The organism is Candidatus Symbiopectobacterium endolongispinus, from assembly GCF_018777385.1.
Taxonomy (GTDB): domain Bacteria; phylum Pseudomonadota; class Gammaproteobacteria; order Enterobacterales; family Enterobacteriaceae; genus Symbiopectobacterium; species Symbiopectobacterium endolongispinus.
The window spans coordinates 31,868-55,138 of the sequence record NZ_JAFJYB010000001.1 but is presented as its reverse complement, the minus strand read 5'-3'; the positions used below and the strand labels follow the sequence as shown (position 1 = coordinate 55,138).

General features: G+C 50.3%; 14 protein-coding genes and 9 pseudogenes. 12 read left to right on the top strand and 11 right to left on the bottom strand.

Annotated features, from left to right (window positions below; all coding sequences use genetic code 11):
- The first annotated feature begins 9 nt into the window (after positions 1 to 9).
- A complete protein-coding gene (gene phoU / locus JZM30_RS00290; RefSeq protein ID WP_252317176.1) occupies positions 10 to 744 on the top strand; it encodes a phosphate signaling complex protein PhoU in 735 nt (244 codons plus the stop codon).
- A gap of 234 nt (positions 745 to 978) precedes the next feature.
- Here phoU and JZM30_RS00285 read toward each other — a convergent pair whose 3' ends face one another.
- Both JZM30_RS00285 and JZM30_RS00280 read right to left on the bottom strand, forming a co-directional pair.
- A complete protein-coding gene (locus JZM30_RS00285) occupies positions 979 to 1,311 on the bottom strand; it encodes a PDZ domain-containing protein (protein WP_252317175.1) in 333 nt (110 codons plus the stop codon).
- Positions 1,312 to 1,347: 36 nt separating this feature from the next.
- Positions 1,348 to 2,103: a retropepsin-like aspartic protease gene (locus JZM30_RS00280; RefSeq protein ID WP_252317174.1), complete on the bottom strand. Its 756-nt coding sequence runs from the start codon at positions 2,101 to 2,103 to the stop codon at positions 1,348 to 1,350.
- A gap of 525 nt (positions 2,104 to 2,628) precedes the next feature.
- On the opposite strand from JZM30_RS00280, the pseudogene JZM30_RS00275 reads away from it, so the two are divergent.
- A pseudogene (locus JZM30_RS00275) lies at positions 2,629 to 3,459 on the top strand (ABC transporter substrate-binding protein); the annotation flags it as partial.
- 132 nt (positions 3,460 to 3,591) lie between these two features.
- Positions 3,592 to 4,338, top strand: a pseudogene (locus JZM30_RS00270) (amino acid ABC transporter permease).
- On the opposite strand, the pseudogene JZM30_RS00265 reads toward JZM30_RS00270, so the two are convergent.
- A pseudogene (locus tag JZM30_RS00265) lies at positions 4,313 to 4,636 on the bottom strand (HAD hydrolase-like protein); the annotation flags it as partial. The pseudogenes JZM30_RS00270 and JZM30_RS00265 sit on opposite strands and share 26 nt — an antisense overlap.
- A 319-nt stretch (positions 4,637 to 4,955) precedes the next feature.
- On the opposite strand from JZM30_RS00265, the gene JZM30_RS00260 reads away from it, so the two are divergent.
- Positions 4,956 to 6,278, top strand: coding sequence for an NCS2 family permease (locus JZM30_RS00260; protein WP_252317173.1), 1,323 nt, complete (start codon positions 4,956 to 4,958; stop codon positions 6,276 to 6,278).
- Positions 6,279 to 6,462: 184 nt separating this feature from the next.
- Here JZM30_RS00260 and JZM30_RS00255 read toward each other — a convergent pair whose 3' ends face one another.
- On the bottom strand, positions 6,463 to 6,978 hold the full coding sequence (locus JZM30_RS00255; RefSeq protein WP_252317172.1) for a 4Fe-4S binding protein: 516 nt from the start codon (positions 6,976 to 6,978) through the stop codon (positions 6,463 to 6,465).
- A pseudogene (gene aegA / locus JZM30_RS00250) lies at positions 6,975 to 9,005 on the bottom strand (formate-dependent uric acid utilization protein AegA). Before aegA ends, JZM30_RS00255 begins: the two are co-directional and overlap by 4 nt.
- A gap of 635 nt (positions 9,006 to 9,640) precedes the next feature.
- On the opposite strand from aegA, the gene JZM30_RS00240 reads away from it, so the two are divergent.
- From JZM30_RS00240 to JZM30_RS00215, 6 genes and pseudogenes are all read left to right on the top strand, one after another.
- Complete coding sequence (locus JZM30_RS00240) at positions 9,641 to 10,312, top strand: CsgG/HfaB family protein (RefSeq protein ID WP_252317171.1); 672 nt, start codon at positions 9,641 to 9,643, stop codon at positions 10,310 to 10,312.
- 20 nt (positions 10,313 to 10,332) lie between these two features.
- Positions 10,333 to 10,692 (top strand): DUF4810 domain-containing protein, encoded by a 360-nt coding sequence (locus JZM30_RS00235; protein WP_252317170.1) that lies wholly within the window; start codon positions 10,333 to 10,335, stop codon positions 10,690 to 10,692.
- A pseudogene (locus JZM30_RS00230) lies at positions 10,689 to 11,345 on the top strand (DUF799 domain-containing protein). Before JZM30_RS00235 ends, JZM30_RS00230 begins: the two are co-directional and overlap by 4 nt.
- A gap of 623 nt (positions 11,346 to 11,968) precedes the next feature.
- Positions 11,969 to 12,418, top strand: a complete 450-nt coding sequence (locus JZM30_RS00225; protein ID WP_252317169.1) for a hypothetical protein — start codon at positions 11,969 to 11,971, stop codon at positions 12,416 to 12,418.
- A 167-nt stretch (positions 12,419 to 12,585) separates the two neighbouring features.
- Positions 12,586 to 12,993 (top strand): T3SS effector SopD family protein, encoded by a 408-nt coding sequence (locus JZM30_RS00220; RefSeq protein WP_252317168.1) that lies wholly within the window; start codon positions 12,586 to 12,588, stop codon positions 12,991 to 12,993.
- Entirely contained in the window at positions 12,975 to 13,313 is a 339-nt protein-coding gene (locus JZM30_RS00215) for a hypothetical protein (RefSeq protein ID WP_252317167.1), read from the top strand. Before JZM30_RS00220 ends, JZM30_RS00215 begins: the two co-directional genes overlap by 19 nt.
- 92 nt (positions 13,314 to 13,405) lie before the next feature.
- Here JZM30_RS00215 and ddlA read toward each other — a convergent pair whose 3' ends face one another.
- Entirely contained in the window at positions 13,406 to 14,503 is a 1,098-nt protein-coding gene (ddlA, locus tag JZM30_RS00210) for a D-alanine--D-alanine ligase (protein WP_252317166.1), read from the bottom strand.
- Positions 14,504 to 14,791: 288 nt separating this feature from the next.
- On the opposite strand from ddlA, the gene JZM30_RS00205 reads away from it, so the two are divergent.
- On the top strand, positions 14,792 to 15,268 hold the full coding sequence (locus JZM30_RS00205) for a hypothetical protein (protein ID WP_252317165.1): 477 nt from the start codon (positions 14,792 to 14,794) through the stop codon (positions 15,266 to 15,268).
- 255 nt (positions 15,269 to 15,523) lie between these two features.
- Here the strand turns inward: JZM30_RS00205 and JZM30_RS00200 are convergent, their stop codons facing one another.
- The 5 genes and pseudogenes from JZM30_RS00200 to yihU all read right to left on the bottom strand — a co-directional run bounded on the left by JZM30_RS00200 (position 15,524) and on the right by yihU (position 22,178).
- Positions 15,524 to 16,954, bottom strand: a complete 1,431-nt coding sequence (locus JZM30_RS00200) for an MFS transporter (RefSeq protein WP_252317164.1) — start codon at positions 16,952 to 16,954, stop codon at positions 15,524 to 15,526.
- A gap of 45 nt (positions 16,955 to 16,999) precedes the next feature.
- A pseudogene (locus JZM30_RS00195) lies at positions 17,000 to 19,022 on the bottom strand (alpha-glucosidase).
- A gap of 135 nt (positions 19,023 to 19,157) precedes the next feature.
- Positions 19,158 to 20,326: pseudogene (gene yihS, locus JZM30_RS00190) on the bottom strand (sulfoquinovose isomerase).
- Between the two features lie 72 nt (positions 20,327 to 20,398).
- Positions 20,399 to 21,277, bottom strand: coding sequence for a sulfofructosephosphate aldolase (gene yihT / locus JZM30_RS00185; RefSeq protein ID WP_252317163.1), 879 nt, complete (start codon positions 21,275 to 21,277; stop codon positions 20,399 to 20,401).
- A gap of 38 nt (positions 21,278 to 21,315) precedes the next feature.
- Positions 21,316 to 22,178: pseudogene (gene yihU, locus JZM30_RS00180) on the bottom strand (sulfolactaldehyde 3-reductase).
- A 166-nt stretch (positions 22,179 to 22,344) separates the two neighbouring features.
- On the opposite strand from yihU, the pseudogene JZM30_RS00175 reads away from it, so the two are divergent.
- A pseudogene (locus tag JZM30_RS00175) lies at positions 22,345 to 23,252 on the top strand (sugar kinase).
- Positions 23,253 to 23,271: the final 19 nt, after the last annotated feature.

Genomic DNA, 23,271 nt, shown 5'->3' with positions numbered 1-23,271 from the left:
GGAAGCATCATGGACAATCTGAATCTGAACAAACACATTTCCGGGCAGTTCAACGCTGAGCTTGAGCACATCCGCACCCAGGTGATGACCATGGGCGGTTTGGTTGAGCAGCAACTGACGGATGCCATTACGGCAATGCACAACCGTGACGCGGAATTGGCCCAACGCGTGATTGAATGTGATGCCAAGGTGAACTTGATGGAGGTGACCATCGATGAAGCCTGTGTGCGTATCATCGCTAAGCGTCAGCCAACGGCGAGTGATTTGCGTCTGGTGATGGCAATCATCAAAACTATTTCTGAACTGGAGCGTATTGGTGATGTAGCGGATAAAATCTGTCGCACCGCATTGGAGAAATATTCGCATCAGCATCAGCCTTTGCTGGTTAGCCTGGAATCGTTGGGTCGTCATACGGTAGAAATGCTGCATGACGTACTGGGCGCCTTTGCGCGCATGGATCTGGATGAAGCTATCCGTATTTATCGCGAAGACAAGAAGGTCGATAAAGAGTATGAAGGCATTGTGCGCCAACTGATGACGCACATGATGGAAGACTCACGCACCATTCCGAGCGTATTGACCGCGCTGTTTTGCGCCCGCTCAATCGAACGCATTGGCGACCGTTGCCAGAACATCTGCGAGTTTATTTTCTACTTCGTTAAAGGGCAGGATTTCCGCCATATTGGTGGTGATGCGCTGGAAAAACTGCTGGAGAAAGAGAAAAACGGACCTGCACCTCAGTGATTTTCACTGACAATATCCCCTGTCAGGGGGTGGGGGCAGACTGCTGACAAAGTCACTCTACCCCCTCGTCATCCTCGGCGGAAACTGGGGATCTCTGTGTGAATAAACGCGTTTCTTCGGCAAGAGATTCCCGCCTTCGCGGGAATGACAGTGGGAGTCTGGCTGTTTATCAGCAACCTCATACGCCCCGTCAGGGGCATGTTGTTGATGGTCGGATGCAGAGGTTTGTGTGTGTTAGAGCATAATATCCATTACTTGATTTTCACGCTGAATAGTCAGTGCCAATGTTCCTTTTGGCTCCTGAAGTAATAATTTTCCCACCGTTTTTATTTTTTCTGGAGAATAGGTGGTATTGTTGATGGTTAATATCTTATCACTATTTTTTAATCCATATTTTTGTATTTCTTCATTATTGTTGTAAAACACTTCAATGCTTCCATCCATATAGCGAACGGCAATGGAACGTTCATGAGGAATGCTGTTTTTTTCAATAGAGTCAGCGTCATAGCAAAACATCATGCGTGAATGGATAAACGTATAGCGTTTAAACCGAGACAGGAAATCCATCCCGACATGAAATTTTCCTTCCTGATTATCTGAAAACTACATTTTATTTAATGGCAATCCATTAAATATAAAGTCCTGCAATATATGTTGGGTGCTTTTTGTTAAGCCACCCGCTTCAGCCATCGGTTCATTGCTAGACAATAATTCAAGTGATAGCTTGTTTTCTTTGACATAATTGAGGAATTCATTGGAAACGAAGCTGTGATCGGCGCCAGTATCCATGCGAAAGGCCACATCATTATTTTTATATTTAAACCAGAGGTGTGGCATTCGGTTGTAACTGTCATCATAGCCGGTGCACGCCTGATAATCCGATGCGGAGGGGAGCGTGTCGGAAATAATAACCTTTTTTTGGTCATTATCGACTTTCCAATTGAACCGTCTAAACGTATCAATACCGATAATGCCGTCTATTTTTGTTCCCATCGATTGCGGCAGCAGTGATAAATCGAGAGAAACCCATATGTCGCTGTCATTGATCTCTTTTGTGCCGATGACGAAGGTGGTTGGTTTCAATAGGGCAAACTGATGGCCCTCCAATCGTCCAGAAACCGTCGTGACGTTTGAAAATTCTTGGCGATAATTCTGTGGAATTTCTGATGAGAGTAAGGGGCGTGTTATCGTGTTCGCTATTTTTTCATCAATAAAGGTTACGCTGGCACCAGTATCAACGAGAAAATTTAATGTTTTGTTGTTTATCACGACGGGGATAACAATGTCATCTTCAATACTCGTTTCAAGAACGATCCCGGATTTTTTATTATTTTGCGTTTCACGCGGGTTCTTTTCCATTTTCCAGATAATCGCACCCGGTCACGCTTGATAAACAAAGTAATATTGATACTATTTGGGTTGTTTTTTCATGACTTAGCGGCATTTTCATTCCTGCTTGCTGAATTTTTTAAAAATTCTATTGTTGTTTATTTAAACAACATATAAACAATGATTTGGTTTGCGATAATTAGACGTATTCTTAAGTGTAAAGCGCGCCATGATTGGACGCTATGTAATATGGCAATGGAATTTTTTTAATGTTGAAAGCATAGCCCATCTTCAGTTGCGGTGGTTACCTGAAAGGGACTGGCTGGTGCGGTGGTGTTTTCGGTGTGCAACACTGGTTTCAAACTCATAGACCGGACGAATCGTCCGGTTTCACCCGCCATCACCTGGGTTTTATCTTTGTTCAAACGCCTTACCCGAGTCTGAAACTCGGCTATGTGACATAAGATTATAATATTATCCATTTTTATTATTTCCTGATTGCCGCGCGGGCTGTTAGCTTGCTGGCTAACAAAACTTATAAGGGTGACAAGGGAAATGGTGAAAAAACAAGTTGTTGCATTAACGTTATTAGCGGGTTTGATTTCTGTTTCCGGTATCGCTCAGGCGGATAAGCTGGATGATATTCAGAAAGCGGGCGTAGTGAAAATTGCGGTATTTGACAGCAATCCGCCGTTTGGTTTTGTCGATCCGCAAACCAAAAAGCTGGTGGGCTATGACGTGGATATCGCGGAAGCCATCGGCAAAGCGCTGGGGGTCAAAGTCGAACTGCGTGCTACCAACCCGGCCGTATTCCTTTGCTTACCTCGCAGAAAGTCGATCTGATTGCCGCCAATTTCACCATTACGGATGAGCGTGCCAAGCAGGTTAATTTTAGTATTCCCTACTTCGCCACTGGACAGAAATTTATCGCCCGTAAAGGCGTGCTGAAAACGCCGGACGACATTAAAGCGCTGCGTATAGGTGCGGATAAAGGGACCGTGCAAGAGATCACCTGCGTGAACATTATCCGACGGCAAAAGTCATCTCTTATGACGACACACCGCTTGCTTTTGCAGCCTTGCGTAATGGTAACGTACAGGCCATTACTCAGGATGACGCCAAGCTGGTTGGCTTACTGGCCAACGTGCCAGATGCACAAAAAGCTGAGTTTGAGATCTCTCCGTTTAGCATCACTAAGGAATACCAAGGGGTGGGTGTTCCTAAAGGTGAAGATCGCCTGACACAGAAGGTGGATGAAACGCTGTTGCAATTGGAAAAAACGGTGAAGCGAAACAGACCTACGATCGCTGGTTTGGGCCGACCACAAAATCTGCTCAACCACGTGGCGATTTCACCTTTGCGCCGTTGGATAAACAGCCTAAAGCCTGGTGCTGTTATCCGTCCACACGTGCCAACGTGAGGTTACAGGACGTTTCAGGTGACACCGTATCTGTCCTCTGTTGAACAGAGGGCATTGTCGTTTCTGCAACAAAGCGTTTTTACTACCGCGAACAGGGTATGACATTGACTGAAAACGTTGCTTCTTTTTTAGAAAACTGGCTGCTGGCATCTCGTTATCTGTCATGGTTGTGGCACGGTTTTTTGCTGACACTGTGGCTTTCACTGTGTGTGGTTGTGCTATCAACGTTGCTGGGAATGGTGCTTGCCGCCGCAAGGGATAGCCATCGTAACCTTTTGCGCTGGCCGGTAATCGCTTACAGCGCCTTGTTTCGCAATACGCCGTAGCTGGTGCAGTTGTTCTTCTGGTATTTCGGCGCGGCGCAGTTGCTGCCGGGCGCACTGTTGCAATGGCTGAATTCACCCCATGATGTGGCCATTGCAGGCCAGGTTTTGAGTTGGCCCTCTTTCGAGTTTCTCGCCGGATTGATTGGCCTGACGCTCTATTCCAGTGCGTTTATCGTCGAAGAGATTCGTGCGGGAATAGGCGGTGTCGCGCGCGGACAAAAACACCCATCGCTGGCATTGGGGCTGACGCCCTGGCAATCCATGCGTTATGTAGTGCTGCCTCAGGTGCTGAAAATTGCTATGCCACCGCTGCTGGGTCAATACATGAATATCATCAAGAATTCCTCTCTGACGATGGCGATTGGCGTAGCCGAGCTCTCTTATGCTTCGCGTCAGGTTGAGACGGAAACCTTGCGGACCTTTCAGGCATTCGGCGTCGCGACGGTGCTGTATATTGCGATCATTGCGCTGATCGAGGGTTGGGGCATGTGGCGGCAACAGCGTCAATTGGCGCGGTAATCGCGGCAAGCAGTTCTGGAATGCCGTCAATGGGTTGCAGTGATTCCTCAAACAACCGAGCGATCTCTGCACGGAAGTGTTTTTCCAGCGTTTCAGGCACTACCGTCAGGCCATGTTGTGCGCTCACACGATCGATAATGTCGTAGAGCTTGACGCCTTTGTAGGTCTTGATGACCTCCTCCAGCGACAACTGTAAGCCATACGGAATAAAAATATTCACATAGGCCTGGCAACAAATCACTTCGCTGTCGACCAGCGTGCCATCACAATCGAAAAAAACACAATAAATCGAAGACATGGGGTTCCTTATTGGTAACGCGTGTGGTTCACCCACTACTTTACCCCACTGTGTCAGTATTTTGTCCTTACCGGGCGTAAACACGATAAAAGCCTGTTTTTCACCTGGTTTTCATCTTTTGTTCTGAAGGTGGAGAGTTATGGCTTGTTCGCCGTTTTTCTCGCGTATTTGCAGAAAAAAGGATACCTGATGCCGTTGAGGGTAACGGTTGCGATAACGTCTGCTTATGGCAAGAAAAAAACCGGCCAATGGCGTTAATCTCTGTACATTTTGTTATAGGATACCCACCGACCATAATTCCTTATCTGGAACGTTGATAATGAAAACATCACAACCTGAGATTGCGGGAGAGCAAAGCTTATTGGAGCGCGTATTCAAACTGCGCCAACATGGCACTACGGCGCGTACGGAAACGATTGCTGGGTTCACGACCTTGCTTACCATGGTGTACATCGTTTTCGTAAACCCGCAGATTCTGGGTGTTGCGGGCATGGATACCCAAGCGGTGTTTGTGACCACCTGTCTGATTGCTGCGTTTGGCAGTATTTTGATGGGGCTGGTGGCTAACCTGCCAGTTGCATTGGCTCCCGCCATGGGGCTGAATGCCTTTTTTGCGTTCGTTGTCGTCGGTGCCATGGAGATCTCCTGGCAGGTCGCGATGGGGGCTATCTTCTGGGGCGCAGTCGGCTTTTTGATTCTGACCATATTCCAGATTCGCTACTGGATGATCGCTAACATCCCAATCAGCTTGCGTTTAGGGATTGCCAGCGGTATCGGCATGATGGGGCTCAAAAACGCCGGTATCATTGTTGCTAACCCGGAAACGCTGGTGACCATTGGCAACCTGACGTCTCACAGTGTTCTGCTGGGCGCGCTGGGGTTCTTTATCATTGCGGTACTGGCCCCACGTAACATTCACGCCGCTGTGCTGATTTCCATTGTGGTTACTACAGTCATTGGCCTGTTGCTGGGTGACGTGAAGTTTTCTGGCGTGTTTTCTATGCCGCCGAGCGTCACATCCGTTGTCGGTCAGGTCGATCTGGCGGGATCGCTGAATTTGGCGCTTTCCGGTGTAATCTTCTCTTTTATGTTGGTCAACCTGTTCGATTCCTCTGGCACCCTGATTGGCGTGATGGATAAAGCTGGGTTAGTCGACGCGCGCGGTAAATTCCCGCGTATGAAGCAGGCGCTTTACGTTGATAGCATCAGCTCGGTGGCTGGTTCCTTTATTGGCACTTCCTCCGTAACGGCGTACATCGAAAGCTCTTCCGGTGTTTCGGTTGGCGGACGCACCGGGCTGACAGCAGTTGTGGTCGGTATTCTGTTCCTGCTGGTGATTTTCCTTTCTCCACTGGCCAGCATGGTATCCGCTTATGCGGCGGCAGGTGCGTTGATTTATGTTGGGGTGTTGATGACCTCAAGCCTGGCGCGCGTGAAATGGGACGATCTTACTGAAGCGGTGCCTGCGTTTATTACTGCGGTGATGATGCCATTCAGCTTTTCCATCACCGAAGGGATTGCCCTTGGCTTTATCTCCTATGTGGTGATAAAAGTAGCAACCGGGCGCTGGCGTGAAATCAGCCCTTGTGTGGTGGTTGCGGTGCTGTTCCTGTTGAAGTTTATCTTTATCGACGCGCATTAATTGCATACTCAGTCAGTGATAAAAAGCCTGCCTGTCACCACTGTCATTCCCGCTAAGGCGGGAATCTCTTGCAGGCGAAATACGTTTCTTCTCACAGAGATCCCCGGCTTTCGCCGAGGATGATGAGGGATAAAGTGACTTTGTCATCAGTCTGCGGCGTTTCAACAGCATCACCGTTTCTGACTTATAACAGGCGAATATCTGCGTTATCACGCGCTGCCTGTTGTTGCTTTTTGAAACTCCGTTGTTGCAGCTCACTGTTGCTTACCAATGTCAGCGCGGATGTCGGACACACCCGTACGCAGGAAGGAGATGCGGCAACATCGACGCAGAGATCGCACTTGTGCACCTCGCTTTTTGCCGCAACACCTTGTGAGGTCACCACCACGTCAATGGCACCAAAAGGACAAGCAATCACGCAACTTTTACAGCCAATGCAGCGAGATTGAATAACCTGAATGCTGTCGTGATGGCGCACCAACGCATCATGAGGATACACGCTGGCACAGGGCGCATTTTCACATTGGCGGCACAATACCGGCACGCTTACCTGCGCGCCCTTGATAACTTTCAGACGCGGGAAGAAACGCGCTTTGTCGATGGTGGCATCAGCGCCGCCCGCATGGGCGGCGGCACAGGCGATTTCACAGGTGCGGCAGCCAATACATTTACTGGCATCGGCAATCACAGAAGCGTTCATTGAAGCGTTTCCTCGCGCGACGAGTTGAACTGAGAAGCCAGCGAGACCGCCGGTAAGGAAGCGATGGTGCTTTGTAACCCCATCTGGTCGAGCATACTGATGGCAGCCTTGCGCCCATCGGCAATCGCGGTGACCACTAAATCCGCACCGCGCACGGCATCGCCACCGGCAAAAATACACGGATGGTTGGTTTGGCACGGACGTCGGCCGTTGCCGCGTGCCGGTGCATTAATGTGGCCCCAATCATCCAGTCTCACCTTGGCCTCTTCAAGCCACGGCATGCTGTGCGGTTGGAAGCCAAATGCAGTGATGACGGCTTCAGCTGGTTGTACAAACTCGGAGCCAGGGATAACACGTGGCCGACGGCGGCCGCTTGCATCGGCCTCACCCATCTCGGTTCTGACCAGACTGATACCGCAGACGTTGCCCTGCTCATCCAGACAAATCTTTTGCGGCTGAACGTTAAACATAAATTCCGCACCTTCTTCGCGCGAGTTCTTCACCTCTTTTTTCGATCCCGGCATGTTGGATTCATCGCGGCGATAGGCGCACGTTACTGATGCTGCTCCCTGACGCAATGAGGTTCGCAGGCAATCCATGGCCGTGTCACCACCGCCGAGCACCACCACGCGCTTTCCTTCCATCGAAATATAGGGTTAGTCTTCCAGATCGGGTAACCCCATAACCAGTTTAGTGTTGGCAATCAGGAATGGCAAGGCATCGTAAACACCGGGCGCGTCCTCATTTTCCAGACCCGCTTTCATCGAACGGTAAGTGCCGACACCGAGGAACAGGGTTTCGTATTCCTCCATGATTTGCGACAGCGCGATATCTTTCCCTACTTCGGTATTGAGTTGGAAGTGAATGCCCATTTCGCTAAACAGGTGGCGGCGATGGGTCAGTACTTTTTTTTCCAGCTTGAAGGGAGGAATACCAAAGGTCAGCAGGCCACCAATCTCAGGGGGACGATCGAACACGGTAACCTCTACGCCATTGCGTGCCAGTACGTCCGCACAGGCTAAACCCGCAGGTCCGGCACCGATGATCGCCGCGCGCTTGCCTGTGGGGGTAACACCGCTCATGTCCGGTTTCCATCCCATCGCCATGGCACTGTCCGTGATATAACGCTCGATATTGCCGACGGTAACCGCACCGAATTCTTTACCCAGCGTACAGGCTCCTTCGCACAAACGATCCTGCGGGCATACGCGACCGCAAATCTCTGGCAGGCTGCTGGTTTGGTGTGAAAGCTCCACCGCTTCCAGTATGCGGCCCTGCTTCGCCAGGCTGATCCAGTGCGGGATACTGTTGTGCAGCGGGCAGGCCCATTCACAAATGGAATGGTTGCCACAGGACAGGCAACGGCTTGCCTGGTCTTGCGTCTGTTCAGCGGAGAAATCGTGATAAATTTCGTCAAACGTGGTTTTGCGTAGCTCAATGGGCTTTTTCTTCGCCTCTACGCGCGGCCAGTTTTGGCGCTGTTTGAGTGGATTGACGCTTTTGGTCGGCATGACCGGCGTGGTGCGCTGCCAGGTGGTCGTAGAACGCTGCGCCATTACCTGTTGCTTGGCTTTTCGCTTCGCCTCCAGCGTCTGTTCACTCACCAGCGTGAGCGCTTGCGTTGGGCAGGCCGCCACGCACGCCTGACCTTCGGGGCGGCAGATACACAGGTCGCATTTATGCGCAAACGAGGCTGGGCTGGTTGGTTCTGCAACCACCGACATCGCCCCAAACGGGCAGGCAAGCACACAAGTTTTACAACCGATGCATTTGTCTTTTAACAGTTGGATGCTGTCGTCTTTGCGCACCAGTGCCTGAGTGGGACATACGCTGGCACAGGGCGCATCTTCACAATGGCGGCAGGTTACCGCAGGACGCAGTTCCTGCGTGTTGAAGGCCTTGATGCGGGGTAAAAATGCGTCCGCACTCGCAGGATACTGGTTGTCGTTGTGTGAAATGACACAGGCGATTTCACAGGCCTTACAGCCCATGCAATCTTGAGCGTTAGCAATAACAAAGCGGTTCATAACCTCTCCCTGACACATCTAGCCGATAAAAAAGAACCCAGAGTGGTGACGACAAACGTCCAGCAGCGTGTTTGCCGCGTACATTTTCCGCGCCGGATGAGCAAAGATCATCGGCGAGGCGTTACTCTCTGATTGTTAACGTTCGATTTTTTGTCTGGTCGCCCAGAAAGCGGTTTGGAAGGGGTTGGCACGGGTCTCGCACTTGCAGGAGAAAACACAAGAAAAAATACAACTTCCCCCCATTTACTGTCTTTCATCCTACTGGCTCCCTCTGTCTGTAATCTTGATGTAGGACATGTAAATAGAGGGTTAATTGGGGGAGAGTTGTTGAAGGGAGTGAAAACAAAATAGTGTTTTGTATTAGTTGGTTACGTTACGTGTTTTACTTAGGGCAACTTCAATTATTCAGCATAATGTGCCAATAAATGACGAAATAATAAACGATAACCTTGGTGTTGTTGGCGTTTTTTGTTATTAAAATTAAGAAAAACAGCTAGTGACAGGTCTTTACATTCATCATATTGTAATGGCGCGAATAAATTACATTTAACATAATGAATTTATTCACGATTTACGTAATTCCCACGAAAATGGTCGATCAAGATCACAAAAGAATATTGATAAGGGATTGGTCTATGAACAACAAAATCATCCAGGGTTCTCTATTGGTATCCGCGGCATTATTAAGCGAATGTGCAACAGAGTCTTCACGCAGCGTTGAGACACCTAAAGTTACCTCCTACCAGACGGCATACCAGGGTGTTCGCAGCCCGATATCTGTCGGAAAATTTGAAAACCGCTCGAACTACATGAACGGTATTTTCTCTGATGGCGTTGACCGTCTGGGAAACCAATCAAAAACCATTCTGGTGAGCCACCTTCAACAGACCGGTCGCTTCAACGTGTTGGATCGTACCAACATGGAAGAGATCAAGGCCGAAGCAGGTATCAAAGGTCAGCAGCAGAAACTCAAAGGCGCGAGTTATGTCATCACGGGTGATGTGACCGAATTTGGGCGTAAAGAAGTGGGCGATCACCAGCTGTGGGGCATTCTCGGTCGCGGAAAAACCCTGGTTGCCTACGCCAAAACTACGTTGAACGTGGTCAATGTGCAGACGTCAGAAGTGGTGTACTCGATGCAAGGTGCGGGTGAATACACGCTCTCCAACCGTGAAATTATCGGCTTTGGCGGCACGGCAAGCTATGACCCCACCCTGAATGGCAAAGTGCTGGATCTTGCTATTCGTGAAGCAGTGGACAACCTGGTGTCAGGTATTGAGAGCGGCGCATGGCGCCCGAGCAACTAACAGCATAGGGATTGCTACGTATGTCTTATGGAAAAAAAGGCGCACTGCTGCTGGCTGCAGCGGTGCTGGCTGGTTGTGCCACAGAACCCAAAACGATTTACAGCTGGGATAATTACCAACCGACGCTGTATCAATATTATCAACAGGACAAAACCAGCCCTGAAGAACAGATCACAGCGCTGAATCTGGCGCCTGAAAAGGCCAAAGCGAAAAATAAACCAGTTCCGCCCGGCTTACACGCTCAGCTTGGCTTACTCTACGCCAATACCGGGCGGGGCACGGAAGCCCGTCAACAGTTCGAAACGGAAAAAGCGCAATTTCCAGAATCTGCGCCGTACATGGATTTTCTGTTGAGCAAAAATAAAGTAGCGGCCAAATGAACCGTTTGTTGGGATTTCTCGGGCTGGCATTCGCTTTGGCCCTGACCGGCTGTGCCAAGCCGACACCGTATGATTACACCGTGTTTAAGCAAAGTCGGCCGAAATTTATTCTGGTGCTGCCGCCGCTCAACCACTCCCCAGATATTAAAGTGGGCCCCAGTATGCTGACACAGGTGACTTATCCGCTAGCGGAAGCGGGATATTATGTGTTGCTAGTGGCGGTAGTGGATGAAACCTTCAAGCAAAACGGAATGACCACGGCGCAGGATATTCATGCTGTTAGCATCGATAAGCTGCGCCAGATTTTCGGGGCTGATGCTGCGCTTTATTTGGATGTTAAAGATTACGGCTCCAAGTACATGGTACTTAGCAGCGAAACCCGTGTAACGGCGGAAACAAAGCTGGTGGATTTGAAAACCGGTAAGCAGATTTGGAACGGTGTTGCCACGGCCTCCAGCAGCGAGCAGTAGTCCAACTCCAATGGCATCCTTGGCGCGCTGGTGCAGGCGGCGGTAGAACAGATCGCCAGTACGGTGTCTGACAAAGGGCATGATATTGCTGGTATCACCAGCGTGCGCCTGCTCTCTGCGGGTACGCCGCGTGGTGTGTTGTATGGCCCGCGTTCGCAGCAATACGGTAAAGATGGCCTATAAGCCCCCTCGCGTTTAAACGGGTTATTGATCAAAAAGGAGCGCTCATTGTTTACGCTCCTTTTTTTATCTAAGTAAACCGCTCGCTTGTGAATTACAGTCGCGTCTGCGTGAGCTCGACATTATTGTGTGGCGTTAGCGCTCAATTCAGTCTCATTCAGTCTCAAGCCAAAATTCATTAGGGATTTATAAATCGCTTTTTCTATTTTCATAGCCCAACACCCTTTATTAAATGATATTTTAAACAAGCGAATTATCATAAAATATTGACCATTGTGTTTTTTATTGATTATTGATTATTGATTATTGATTATTGTAATGTTTTAGCACGCAGAAAAGTGTTTTTAGGAAGCGATGACTCTCTGCCATCGACATAATGTTGCCTGTGCGTTGGTTGCGATCGTTATTCAATTCATCTTTTTATCCAGCGTTGATGCTGTTCAAAAAAACAATCTTACGCGTTGTAACTAAATGTTTTTATGCGAGTGGTATCTGGTCGACCGGCGCTCTTTTTTGGCCTGTTTTTGTGAAAAGCCGATTATTAATAGTTACGCTAAGAAGAAACATACAATATCCAATGATATCGTTCAATTTTTTCACTTGATATTAGAGCAATAAGGAAAAATATGACTACAGTAAATTTAAAGCGACTGGACAATTGTGTTTTAAATGCTCAGCAGATCTCTGCTAGTGATAGCGAAGGGAATAATAACTCGACAGCATTAGCAAAAAAACTACATTCCATTGACAATACACCGTGTGTTTTACAATTTGGTTTTAAAAAAGGGAACATTGCGTCGACCCTGAATAAACAGGGTACGCTTTTTATGGGAATGCCGAAGATGGCTATGCCAATGAAGCCAGGCTATATCAGAAGCCTTGCGCATGAGAAACGTGGCATAAATAATCCGATAAAATATCAGGGTGGCCCCATTTATAATCCACTTAATAAACATGGGAATGCATTTCAAGGGTTTTCTGCCAGTATGAAAAGAGAGCCTGAAACAGTGAGAGACGTTTCCAAAATAAATTCTATCGACATAGGTCTTGATGATCATATTTTTGAAAAAATATAAATTATTTCCTGTGGCGAATGAAGAAAAAGTGCAAGTTGCACCTGTGAATCATGAAGGTGATATAAAACCGATTACGTTTAAAGATAATAAGCCCTATTATAAAATAGCATTTGTGGACGTGAATTGATTTTTAGCGTATTCCAGCATATTGAAGAGATGGTACAACTATGAACGTGGGCTTTTTAGGCAGTTCAGTTTTAAATAGTAAAAATTTGTCTAATCTTGTCATGTACAATGACAAAATGAAAGCAACGAAAATTAGCCTATGGGATAGATTTATTGATCTTTTTAAATCTTGCAAAAAGCAAGATGTCGTCAATACGTTTTACACCCTTATTCATGGCGATAGTAATGAAGGCAATAGTGCTAAAACAAACAACAGATTTTATTGTTTTGAACAATTAAAAAGACTGGCGGATGTTGAACATCAACATCTGTTCAGCATCCGCGAAACGCAGCACAGTGCCAGTGAAAGCCTGTACACCTTCTCGATTGGCAATGAGGATATTGTTACTTTTGCTCTGATAAAAATGGGCTCTCACTCGCTGGATTGGAAATGTCTGGATTACCGGTAGTGGACAATTATGAGCGCATTGTGTATGACTACATGAAAAGTCATGAAGCACGCTTTGTGGTTGATTACAAAGACACCAAAACCAAGGCCGGATTTGGCGCAGACGAACTCATGGATTATAGCCGTTTCTTTCTGAAGAATAATGCAGATATCAGAAGAGAATTTCTTGCACACGGTCTGATAAATATGGATATGATGGACATACTCAGGGACGATATAAACGATCGGTTCCCCATCGATGAGAATCGAAGAAATTATGTACTTACCGTCATCACCGGTTCATTGAGGTCGCTGTATCAGTTAGATAGCGATTACATGTAAAGCCGGAATATCTATTTTGCTTATTCCAGACTTCGACGTGGTTTATTCGAAGTCTGGTGAGAGGGCTAATAGGTATATGGCGGGCGTATCCGTTATCGAACAGAACTTGCCAGAGCGCGATCGTTTTCCTGCCGTTCTAACGCTAACTCAATCAATGTGGTGATGAGATCGGTATAGCTTAGGCCGCTAGCCTGCCACAGTTTTGGATACATGCTGATATTGGTGAAGCCGGGCAGCGTATTCACTTCATTGATAATCACTTCATCGTCCGGCGTGAGGAAAACATCCACACGTGCCATGCCCTGACATTCCAGCGCCTGGAAGGCCTGCAAGGCAATGTGTTGGGTCTTTTCGTTAATTTCAGGTGTAAGATCTGCTGGCGCTCGCACCAGCGCACCTTGTTCGTTGATGTATTTGGTATCGTAAGAGTAAAACTCGTCGCTCAGCACAATTTCGCCACAGACGCTGGCTTTCGGGTGATCGTTACCCAGTACCGCACACTCGATTTCTCTGCCAACAATCGCCGCTTCTACCAGCACCTTATGATCGAACTGGAAAGCGAGCTCAACGGCCTGCTGAAATTCTGCTTCGTTGCGAACTTTGCTCACGCCGACAGACGAGCCCTGATTGGCCGGCTTGATAAACAACGGCAGCCCGAGAGCGTTACTGACGCTGGAAAAGCTGTGATGCTGATGATTGGCGCGATTCAGGGTAACAAAGGGGGCCACCAGCAAGCCTGCATCACGCAGTAGGCGTTTGGTGACGTCTTTATCCATGCTGACCGCGGAACCCAGTACGCTGCTGCCAACAAACGGAATATTGGCCATTCTCAGCAAGCCTTGCAGTGAACCGTCTTCTCCCAGGGTGCCGTGCACGATAGGAAAAATAACATCCAATTGGGTAAGGGCGTGGGCACTCTGGCTTTCAATTACTTGCTGCTGTGTTTGACCTGGGATCAGCGCTACGCTTTTGTTTGAACGGTTAAAGGCGATCAGCGCGGGGTTCTCGGCATTCAGCAGGTAGTTTGACGCATCGTTGATATGCCACGCCCCCTGCTTGTCTATACCAAGCAGCGTCACATCAAACTTGGTTTTATCAATGGCATCAATAATATTCTTGGCCGATTGTAACGAGACCTCGTGCTCAGCGGATTTACCGCCAAAAATGATGCCCACGCGTAGCTTTTTCATGCGTTGATTCCTGTGTTGTAGTGCCAAACCCCGTAGCGCTTTGAGTACTGATTAGATAATCAAGTGCCTCTGCGATCAAGCGCTTCACGGTATTACGGGTAAAAAAATCCTCGCACAGGGAACGATGCTTGTATGACGGGTTGAAACGGTATTGTGCTGTTGTTTCGAATACGTGGTCTATGCTAAGCGATGTCATTAATAAAAACAGAGGGAGGATTCGCAAGATGGAAATAGAACTTACAGGGGGAAGGAAATTACATCATTGCAATATGACGAATTTAGTACAGTATGACGATAAAAAAAGCTACGGCGTTGAATTTATGGCAACGATTTCTCGATCTTTTCAGAGCTTCGCCGAAAAAAGACGTTATTGACTCTCTTTATGAAAACATTAATGAGCATCCTGCCGCCAAGCGCGGTGGTACAGTCTATTATCGTTTTTATAATTTTGAGAAACTCAAAGCGCTGGCTTTACCAGCATATAGAAATCTTTTTAAAGTCAGTGCGCAATCGCTTGGAATGAAGGGGACGCGATACACTTTTTCAATCGATAAGGTCGATATTTACAGTTTCGACACACCCAATAATTGGGACTCACTGTTTAAGTTGTCAGTTAATCAGTTGCCTTTGGTTGAAAACTACAGCGCTATTGTTAAAAAATTCGCCGCCGATAATGATATTAAGTTTGCCAAGCAATTCCCGGATACCAAGATAAAAGATAACTACGGTGGGGATGAAGTTATGGATTATAGCTGCTTTTTTTAGAGAGAAACCCGGACATTAAACTCACCTTGCTTGAGTATGGTCTTTTCGATCTGGATATCACCAACGCTTTTGTAAATGACATGGAAGCTCAACTCAAAGGCGATGATGATAGAATAGGAAAGATCAATTACCGACTGATCACCTTGCAAGTGTCACTCAAATATCTTGAGAGCAGAGATTGCATGGCGTGATATATTCACCGGCAGTGGGGTTTGACGTGCGTTGGTACAACCCCACTGCCGATGATATTTCGCATTACCCGCCACTCTTCAATGCTGTGAAGCTATTGCTGGTGCTTTCGGTAGGTTTCTCACCCTGATACTTACGTTGACCGATTTCTTCGATAATCAACGCAAAGCGTTTCTCATTGAGCTGGTAAAAGAAGCCCATGGTTAAGGCGGCAACGATCGCCAAACCGCACGGCCAGAGAAAAATAAGCTGACGCAGCCCGAGCAGGGTGGCGTCACTCTGGGCCACATTCGGCATATAGTCGGTGTGTGTCAGCATGATACCCGGCAGAAAACCGGCCAACGCGGCGGAAATCTTGCGCGAGAAGGTGTAACCGGTATACACCGAGCCCTCGGCACGAATGCCGGTTTTCCATTCTCCATAATCGACCGTATCCGGCACCAGTGCCCAGTTCAGGCTGTTGACAAAGGCTGTGCCGAAAAAAGCCATGCAGGAAAATGAGGCAAACAGTACCGAGTTACTGCCCCAAAAAAAGTTCAACACATCGCCGATGGCCCACAGGGCCAACCCGCCTAGGTAAACCTGCTTTTTGCCAAAGCGTTTTACCGCCGCAGGCACCATAAACACCCCGATCAAAATACAGCCCATGCTGAAAAAATCCATCCACGACAGTAAGTGAATATCGTTCAGTACGTATTGGGTGTAGTAGACCTGAATGGCCAGTTTGATATTGAAGGCGGCCAGTGTGCGCAGGTTGGCAATGCACAGCACCAGCAGCGGTGGGTTATGAAAAATAGCGCGGAAAGACTTCAGGATGCCGGGTTTATAGTGATCGGGCATGACATCCACGTAGCGCTCCTGCACGCCGCTGTAACACCACCACATGCTAAACAAGCCGCAGGTGGCGAAGATCAGTGCGGCGACCAAAAAACCCAACGAAGGTTGTGCAGTAAAAAGTGCCTGGATCGGCATAAATCCTACGGTGCATAGCAGCAGTCCCAGCGTCGCGCCGCCCTGTCGCCAGGCAGCCAGATGCGCTCGTTCTTGCGGGTTTTTCGTGATGGCTGGCACCATCGCACCGTAGGAACAGTTCATCATGCTTAAGAATAGGCCGTACAGCATAAACAGCACGGTTGCCATCACGGTTTTGCCCGTAATGTCGAAAGGGGTACCGATGAAGTTAGCCACCGCCAGCAGTGCCACGGGGAAAGAGGCGTACAGCACGAAGGGGCGGAATTTTCCTTTCGGACCTATATTACGCCGTGAATCCAGCATCACGCCGGTACCCATATCGGTAAAGGCGGTAAAGAATTTGGCAATCAGGAAGATAATGCCGCCGTAGGTGCCCGGCAGACCCAGTACATCGGTATAGAATTTCAGCAGGTACAACGTGCCAATATCCAGCAGGATATTAGAGCCGAGGTCACCCATGCCGTAAGCGAGTTTTTCCTTGAACGGCAGGCGTAGGGTAGCCGGGTTGGTTGCGGATTGACTCATTTTTATTCTCCGAATGCCAGCAGGTAGCGCTGCGGGCGAGCCGTTTTACAGGTGTTGTAATGAACCAAACAGGGTTGCCCATTGGCTGTCCGCGCGGTAGAACACCGGCGGTTTGCCCAGCGGTGCGTCAACGGTGACATCACCACCGCGGTGCGTTTTCCCCGTCCACAGGTTGACCCAGTTATCTTCCGGGAGATAAAGCGTCCAGTCGCTGCGGCCCTGTTCGTAGACCGGTGCCACCAGCAGATCCTGTCCAAACAGATACTGGTATTTCAGATGGTAAGTGCGGGCATCGTCTTCGTAATGCAGGAACAACGGACGCATCACGGGCAGGCCGCTGCTGGCGTTTTGTGCCACGGCCTGTTTGATGTAGGGCTTCAAGGTGGTAAATACGCTGGTCATTCGCGCGAAATGCGCGATGGTTTGCGTATCGCCATCAAACTGCCAGTTATCACCGGGGCGGTTGCCTTCGTGGGTGCGCATCATGGGGGTAAAGGCACTTAAATCGCACCAGCGCAGCAGCAGCTCTTTGCCGCGCTTCATCTCGAACAGCGTGGTGTAACCGCCAATATCGCTGTGGTGCGGGCCGTGGCCGGTCATCGCCAGCGACAGCGCGGCAGGCACCACTGAAGCCAGCCCGTCATCCAGACTCTAGTCAACGTTCTGATCGCCAGCCCACATCATTACCGAGCGTTTCTGGCTGCCGGTGGAGCCCGCGCGCATAAAGAATAAAATCTCGCCGAGCTTGCCGGTTTCCTGCAACGCTTCGTAGTTGCATTTCGCCCACAGCGCAGGCCAGGCGTTGTGCATGATTTCAGCGCTGACGCCGTTGTGCAGGTAGGTGTCGGTAGGCAGGTATTCGCCGAAATCGGCCATCCAGCCGTTGCAGTCCACCTCGATCAGGTTCTGCTTGATGACCTCTTTGTACCAGTTATAGGCGGCAGGATTGGTTAAATCCACGACGCCACCATAGAACTCGCCAAACTCCACCAGATAGTCGTTGCCCGCCGCATCTTTCGCCAGATAACCGTGCTGTGCCGCTTCGGTGCACAGGTCTTTGTCGCTGGCAACGTAAGGGTTGATGTAGGAGAGGAATTGCACGCCCTCCTGATTCCACTGCTTGATGCGTGCTTTCAGTTCCGGATAGAGGGTTTGGTTCCAGCGTCAGTTCCACATCACGCGCTTCCCGAAAGAGGTCATGCGAATCCCGGACCAGTCCTGCGCCCAGATGCCGTTAACTTTCACGCCCCCGTTTCGCATGGTATCCAGTTTTTGCTGACACACATCGGTGCCGCCTTGAATACCGAGCGTCACGCCGTCGTATACCAAATCCGGCAGCTCCGGTTGTCAACCCAGCAGCGCTGTGAGTTTTTCCAGCAGCGCAATGTAGGTGTCCGCCCATTCGAAGCGCAGGGTGGCATGATCTTCCCACATCGCCAGTTCGTGATAATCCGGTGCGGTAAAATCAAAATTCATGTAGCAGCTGTTATCAACGTGGCAATAGTATTGGCTGCTGACAAAGGTGGGTTGCGGGAAGAAGGTCCAGTAGTAGTCTCCGTCAGCGTTCTCCTTGCAGTCGGCCTGCCAGGTGACATAGCTCTGTTTATTGCGACCCACACCCTGTTCGCTGGTCCACAGCGGGAACGGCTTGCCGCGCAGATTAAAGTAGGAAAACTGTTCGCCGCAGCCATAAATATGGTCTTGCTCCTGCGCCGCCAGCCGCAGCCAGATACGGTTATGGTCGTGGTTGTCGTTTTGCAGCGCCAGCGCGAGTCTGCCTTGTTCATCACGCGTGATACGCAATGTGGCGACCGCGACTAAAGCGGATGGACCAGCCATCCGCTTGTTCCAGCACCGTCGCGTCGTTCAGCGCGATTTTCTCATTCAGACGATCTTTAATACTGAAATTGCCGCGGAACATATCGATGTCGGCGTTACCGGCACCAACCCATAAACAGGGCGCTTCTGCGCTGTGGCGTAGAATCAGGCGCTGGTGATAAGTTAACGAAAATCCACCGTTAACGGTGTGTAATTCGATATCGGTCAGCGAAAGCATTATGACCTCCATAAAGTAGGGTACTTTTTAGGGTAATTTTCTCTTTTTTTGTATCTTTTCAATCGCTTTGACCTGACCGCTTGGTGTCTTCGTCGCCCGGTGTTGGCTGGTTTATCCGCCGCACGATCAGGGGGCTACCGTTCACGCTTATCTGGCTTGGCTGTCCAAGAGTCCGGCGGCCACCGCAGGGGCTAAACCGGGAGCCAGTGGCAGACGAGGGATCACCAGACAGTGCAGCAGATGGTAAATATCCTGTTTGCCATCCCACACCTTGGTGGTCACTTCATTGTGGATATCCAGCTCTTGCCACCAGGAGCCGTTCTCGTAGTCCATGATATATTTGATGCAGTAATCCCACCATTTCTGGTACCAGGCTTCGTACTGGCTATCGCCGGTAACGGTGTACAAGGCGTAAGCGGTGCCCATCGCTTCCACAATTGGCCAGCGCACGCGTTCACGCACGATGGGTTTGCCGTCCCAGTCCACGGAGTAAACAAAGCCATCTGCGCCGTCGGGGGCCCAGGCATCGCGGATGGTGGCGTGAAACAAGCCTTTGGCATCTTCCAACAGCCAGTCTGGCGGGGTCTCAAAGCGGGCTTCCAAGGCAGCGCGCAAGTGCAGCATCAAACGGCCCCACTCGATCCAGTGCCCCGGTGTGCCGCCGTAGGCGCGGAAGCGGTGGGCGGGGTTATCCTTGTTGTAATCGCGAATCGGGTTCCACTGAGCGTCGAAATGCTCTTTGACACGATACTCGCCGCGTCGGGCCACATCGTGAATAATCACGGAGGCAATACGTAGAGCGCGATCGAGCCATTTACGGTCATGGGTCACGTCGTACGCAATCAAAAAGGCCTCGACTGCGCGCATGTTGGCGTTGCCGCCGCGATAGTCTTCTGTCGCGCTGAACGCTTCATCCCAGGATTCCAGACACATCTGCTCCAGTTCACTCCAGAAGTACTTTTCGATTACCGCAATGGCGTCATCCAGCAGCGTTCTGGCCTGCGGATGCCCAGTGGTGACGGCGCTGGCGGCACCGAGCAACACAAAGAAATGTTGATAACCTTGTTTTGAGGCATCCGTGACGCCTTCATCGTTAACGCAGGCATACCAGCCGCCATAGCGCTCGTCGCGCAGAGCGCCGTTCAACGCCTGAATGCCATGCTCCACCAAGGCATATGCACCGGGACGACCCATAGCGGCGGCCACCGAATAGACGTGCAACATGCGTGCGGTGATCCACAAGTGAGCGCCCATCTCGGCCCTGACCTGGCTGTTATTGCCGAGCCAGCCGAAGCGTTCTTGCCGAAATCGAGGATGCGGTCCGTTTATTGTTCCAGCCAGCGGTTGTGGCTCAGCGTGTTAAACCATTTCATCATGATGCGTACTCCTCAGCGGCGGCGGGCTATCATATCATAAACGATTTCACCCAGACGCTGCAATTTGGGCGCGGTGACATCCCTGAGCATCAGAGGCATATCGGGTAGACCAATCACGGAAGACCACACGGCGCGACCGGCTAAAAAACCCGAGGCACCGGCTTCCATGGCAACGCGCACAGCGCGCGGGAACAATTTTTCATCAACGCCGGAAGAGAGGATGACCCACGGCATAGCAATGTGTTCATTGAGTTTTTGCGAGGGAGCGAGCAACGCTTGCTGTGCGCCTTTGCCGTGCAACGGCATCTCCACTTTGTAGAGATCGGCTCCGCTGTCGCCCAGCTCTTTTGCCGCATCGATAATGGCTTGTTCACGATCGAAGTGGTCGCCACAGCGCGGCGGACGTACCACGGGTTCGATAATGCTGAGCAGCCCCTGAGCGTGACAGATATGGTTGAATGTTTTCACCATCTCCAGACGCTGCTGTGCATCTTCATCGCTGCGCCACAGCACCAACAGTTTCAATGCCTTGGCCCCATTGTTTTTGGCGGCCACCGGATCGACGCTGTTATCAATCATGACGTTATCAACCGGAATGCCGTTACCGGGTATAAACGCATCGGCGGCAACGATGGTGTCGCAGGAAGGCGCGATCGCCTGCTGCTGCACCACTTGTGGATAGCAGAATTGCTGATCGACCAAAATGGCTGAGGCATAAGGCGACAGAATTCTGGCGGCATTGATTTTAAAATCGGTTAACACCTGATCGACTACCGGTTGTGGGGCCCCTGCTGCTGCAAACATTAAGCGCATCGCTTCACGCTGATCGACGGTGAGCATGGCAAAGCCGCCGGAAGGTCGGGTAATGTCTTTCAGGGTGTAGGTTTCCATGTATCTGTCCTTTATTAATGTGTTACAGAGATCGGTGGTTACTGAGCGGCTTTCGGGGTCAACCCGGCGCTGGTGCGTACCTGCTCAAGAATGGCCGTCCAGTCCTGGCGTCCACGTCCGGCGGCGCGCGCCTGGTTGTAAACTTCGCGTGAGGCCGCGTTGAGCGCTATGCCTAAATCCTTGTGCGCCAAATCGATCATGAAGGCGGGGGTGAGATCGCCTTTCAGCACTTTGTTGGGCCAGGAGGTAGTAAAGTGGCCTTTGCCTGCCGGTGTGCCGCTCATCAATTTGAGAGCGACATCGAAAGAGAGCCCGAGTGCTTCACACAGCGTCGCGGCTTCTGCGGATAGGGAGTTGAGTGCGATGCTCATGTAGTTGTTGATGAGCTTGACCCGAATGCCCATGCCAGGACCGCCGGCATTCACCAGCTCATTGCCCATTGCCATCAGTACCGGTGTTGCGCGCTCAACCTGTGCGGGCGTGCCGCCTGCCAGTAACAGCAATGTGCCCGCGACGGCATGATCCGAGGTGCGGCCGACGGGCACATCCATCATGCTGAAGCCTTTTTGGTTCATTTCTCGGATCAGGGCGTCGGTTTGCAGTGGATGAATAGTGGACATATCGATCACCAAGGCATCCGTGCGTAGTGTTGTGCAGACACCCTCATCGCCGAACAACACATTGCGCACCAAATCACCGTTAGGCAGCATGGTGATCACTAATTCTGCCTCTTTTGCTGCATCGGCGGCGCTCTTGGCGCTGTGTGTGTGTCCTGTTGTACCAGTGTCTGCACGGCGGCCTGGCTGATATCAAACACATGCAACTGATGTCCCTGTTTGATCAGGTTGCTTGCCATCGGGGCGCCCATTTGGCCGAGGCCGATAAATGCGATTGTTGCCATGCTGCTCTCCTGCCGTTCTCGGTTGTCACATTTTGTCTATTGATGACCGTTTTGTTTGTTTTGTTGATCGTATTTGTAATTTATGGTCAAAAAATTGACATTCATCACTCTTTAAACATTTGATGAAATTAAAATGGTGTCATTCGATGTCGTTTAAGGAATAACCATGATTTGTATTACCTGTGTGGGAATTACCGTGATGGATCGCCTCTATTATGTGGAAGCGCTGCCTGCGACGGGGGGGGGGGGGGGGGGGAGTATGTGGCGCAAAACTACCGCGAAGTGGGCGGTGGCCCGGCGGCAACGGCTGCCGTTGCCGCTGCCAGACTGGGCGCGCAGGTCGATTTTATTGGTCGCGTGGGGGATGATGACATTGGTTCCGCACTGCTGAGCGAGCTGGCCTCCTATGGCGTTAACACCCGCTATACGCGCCGTATTGAACAGGCTCTCTCCTCGCAATCCGCTATTCTGGTGGATGAGCAAGGTGAGCGGATTATTTTTAACTACCAGAGCCCGGATCTTTCACCCAGCGCCTACTGGTTTGATCAAATCGATTTTAGCCAGTGGGATGTGGTGCTGGCGGATGTGCGCTTGCATGAAGGTGCCCAACGCGCTTTCACGTTGGCGCGTCAGTCGAGGGTGATGACGGTGCTGGACGGTGATATGACACCGCAGGACATTACCGAACTGGTGGCGCTGAGCGATCATGCGGTGTTCTCTGCCCCCGGTCTGCTGCGCTTAACGGACGTGGCTGCGAGCGCTGAAGCATTAACGCGCGCAAAAATGATCACAAATGGACAGGTTTATGTCACTCAGGGGGCTGAGGGATGTCAGTGGTTGGAAAACGGTGAGTTACGGCATCAGTCTGGATTTGCCGTTAACGTGGTGGATACCACCGGTGCGGGCGATGTTTTCCACGGTGCGCTGGCCGTTGCCTTGGCGCAGGGGAATACCGCAACTGAGGCAGTGCGCTTTGCCAGTGGCGTGGCGGCATTGAAATGCACGCGCCCGGGTGGACGTGCCGGTATCCCTGACTGTGATCAAACCCGCTCCTTTTTGTCCCTTTTTGTATAGAATGCGGAAAGTGTGGTTT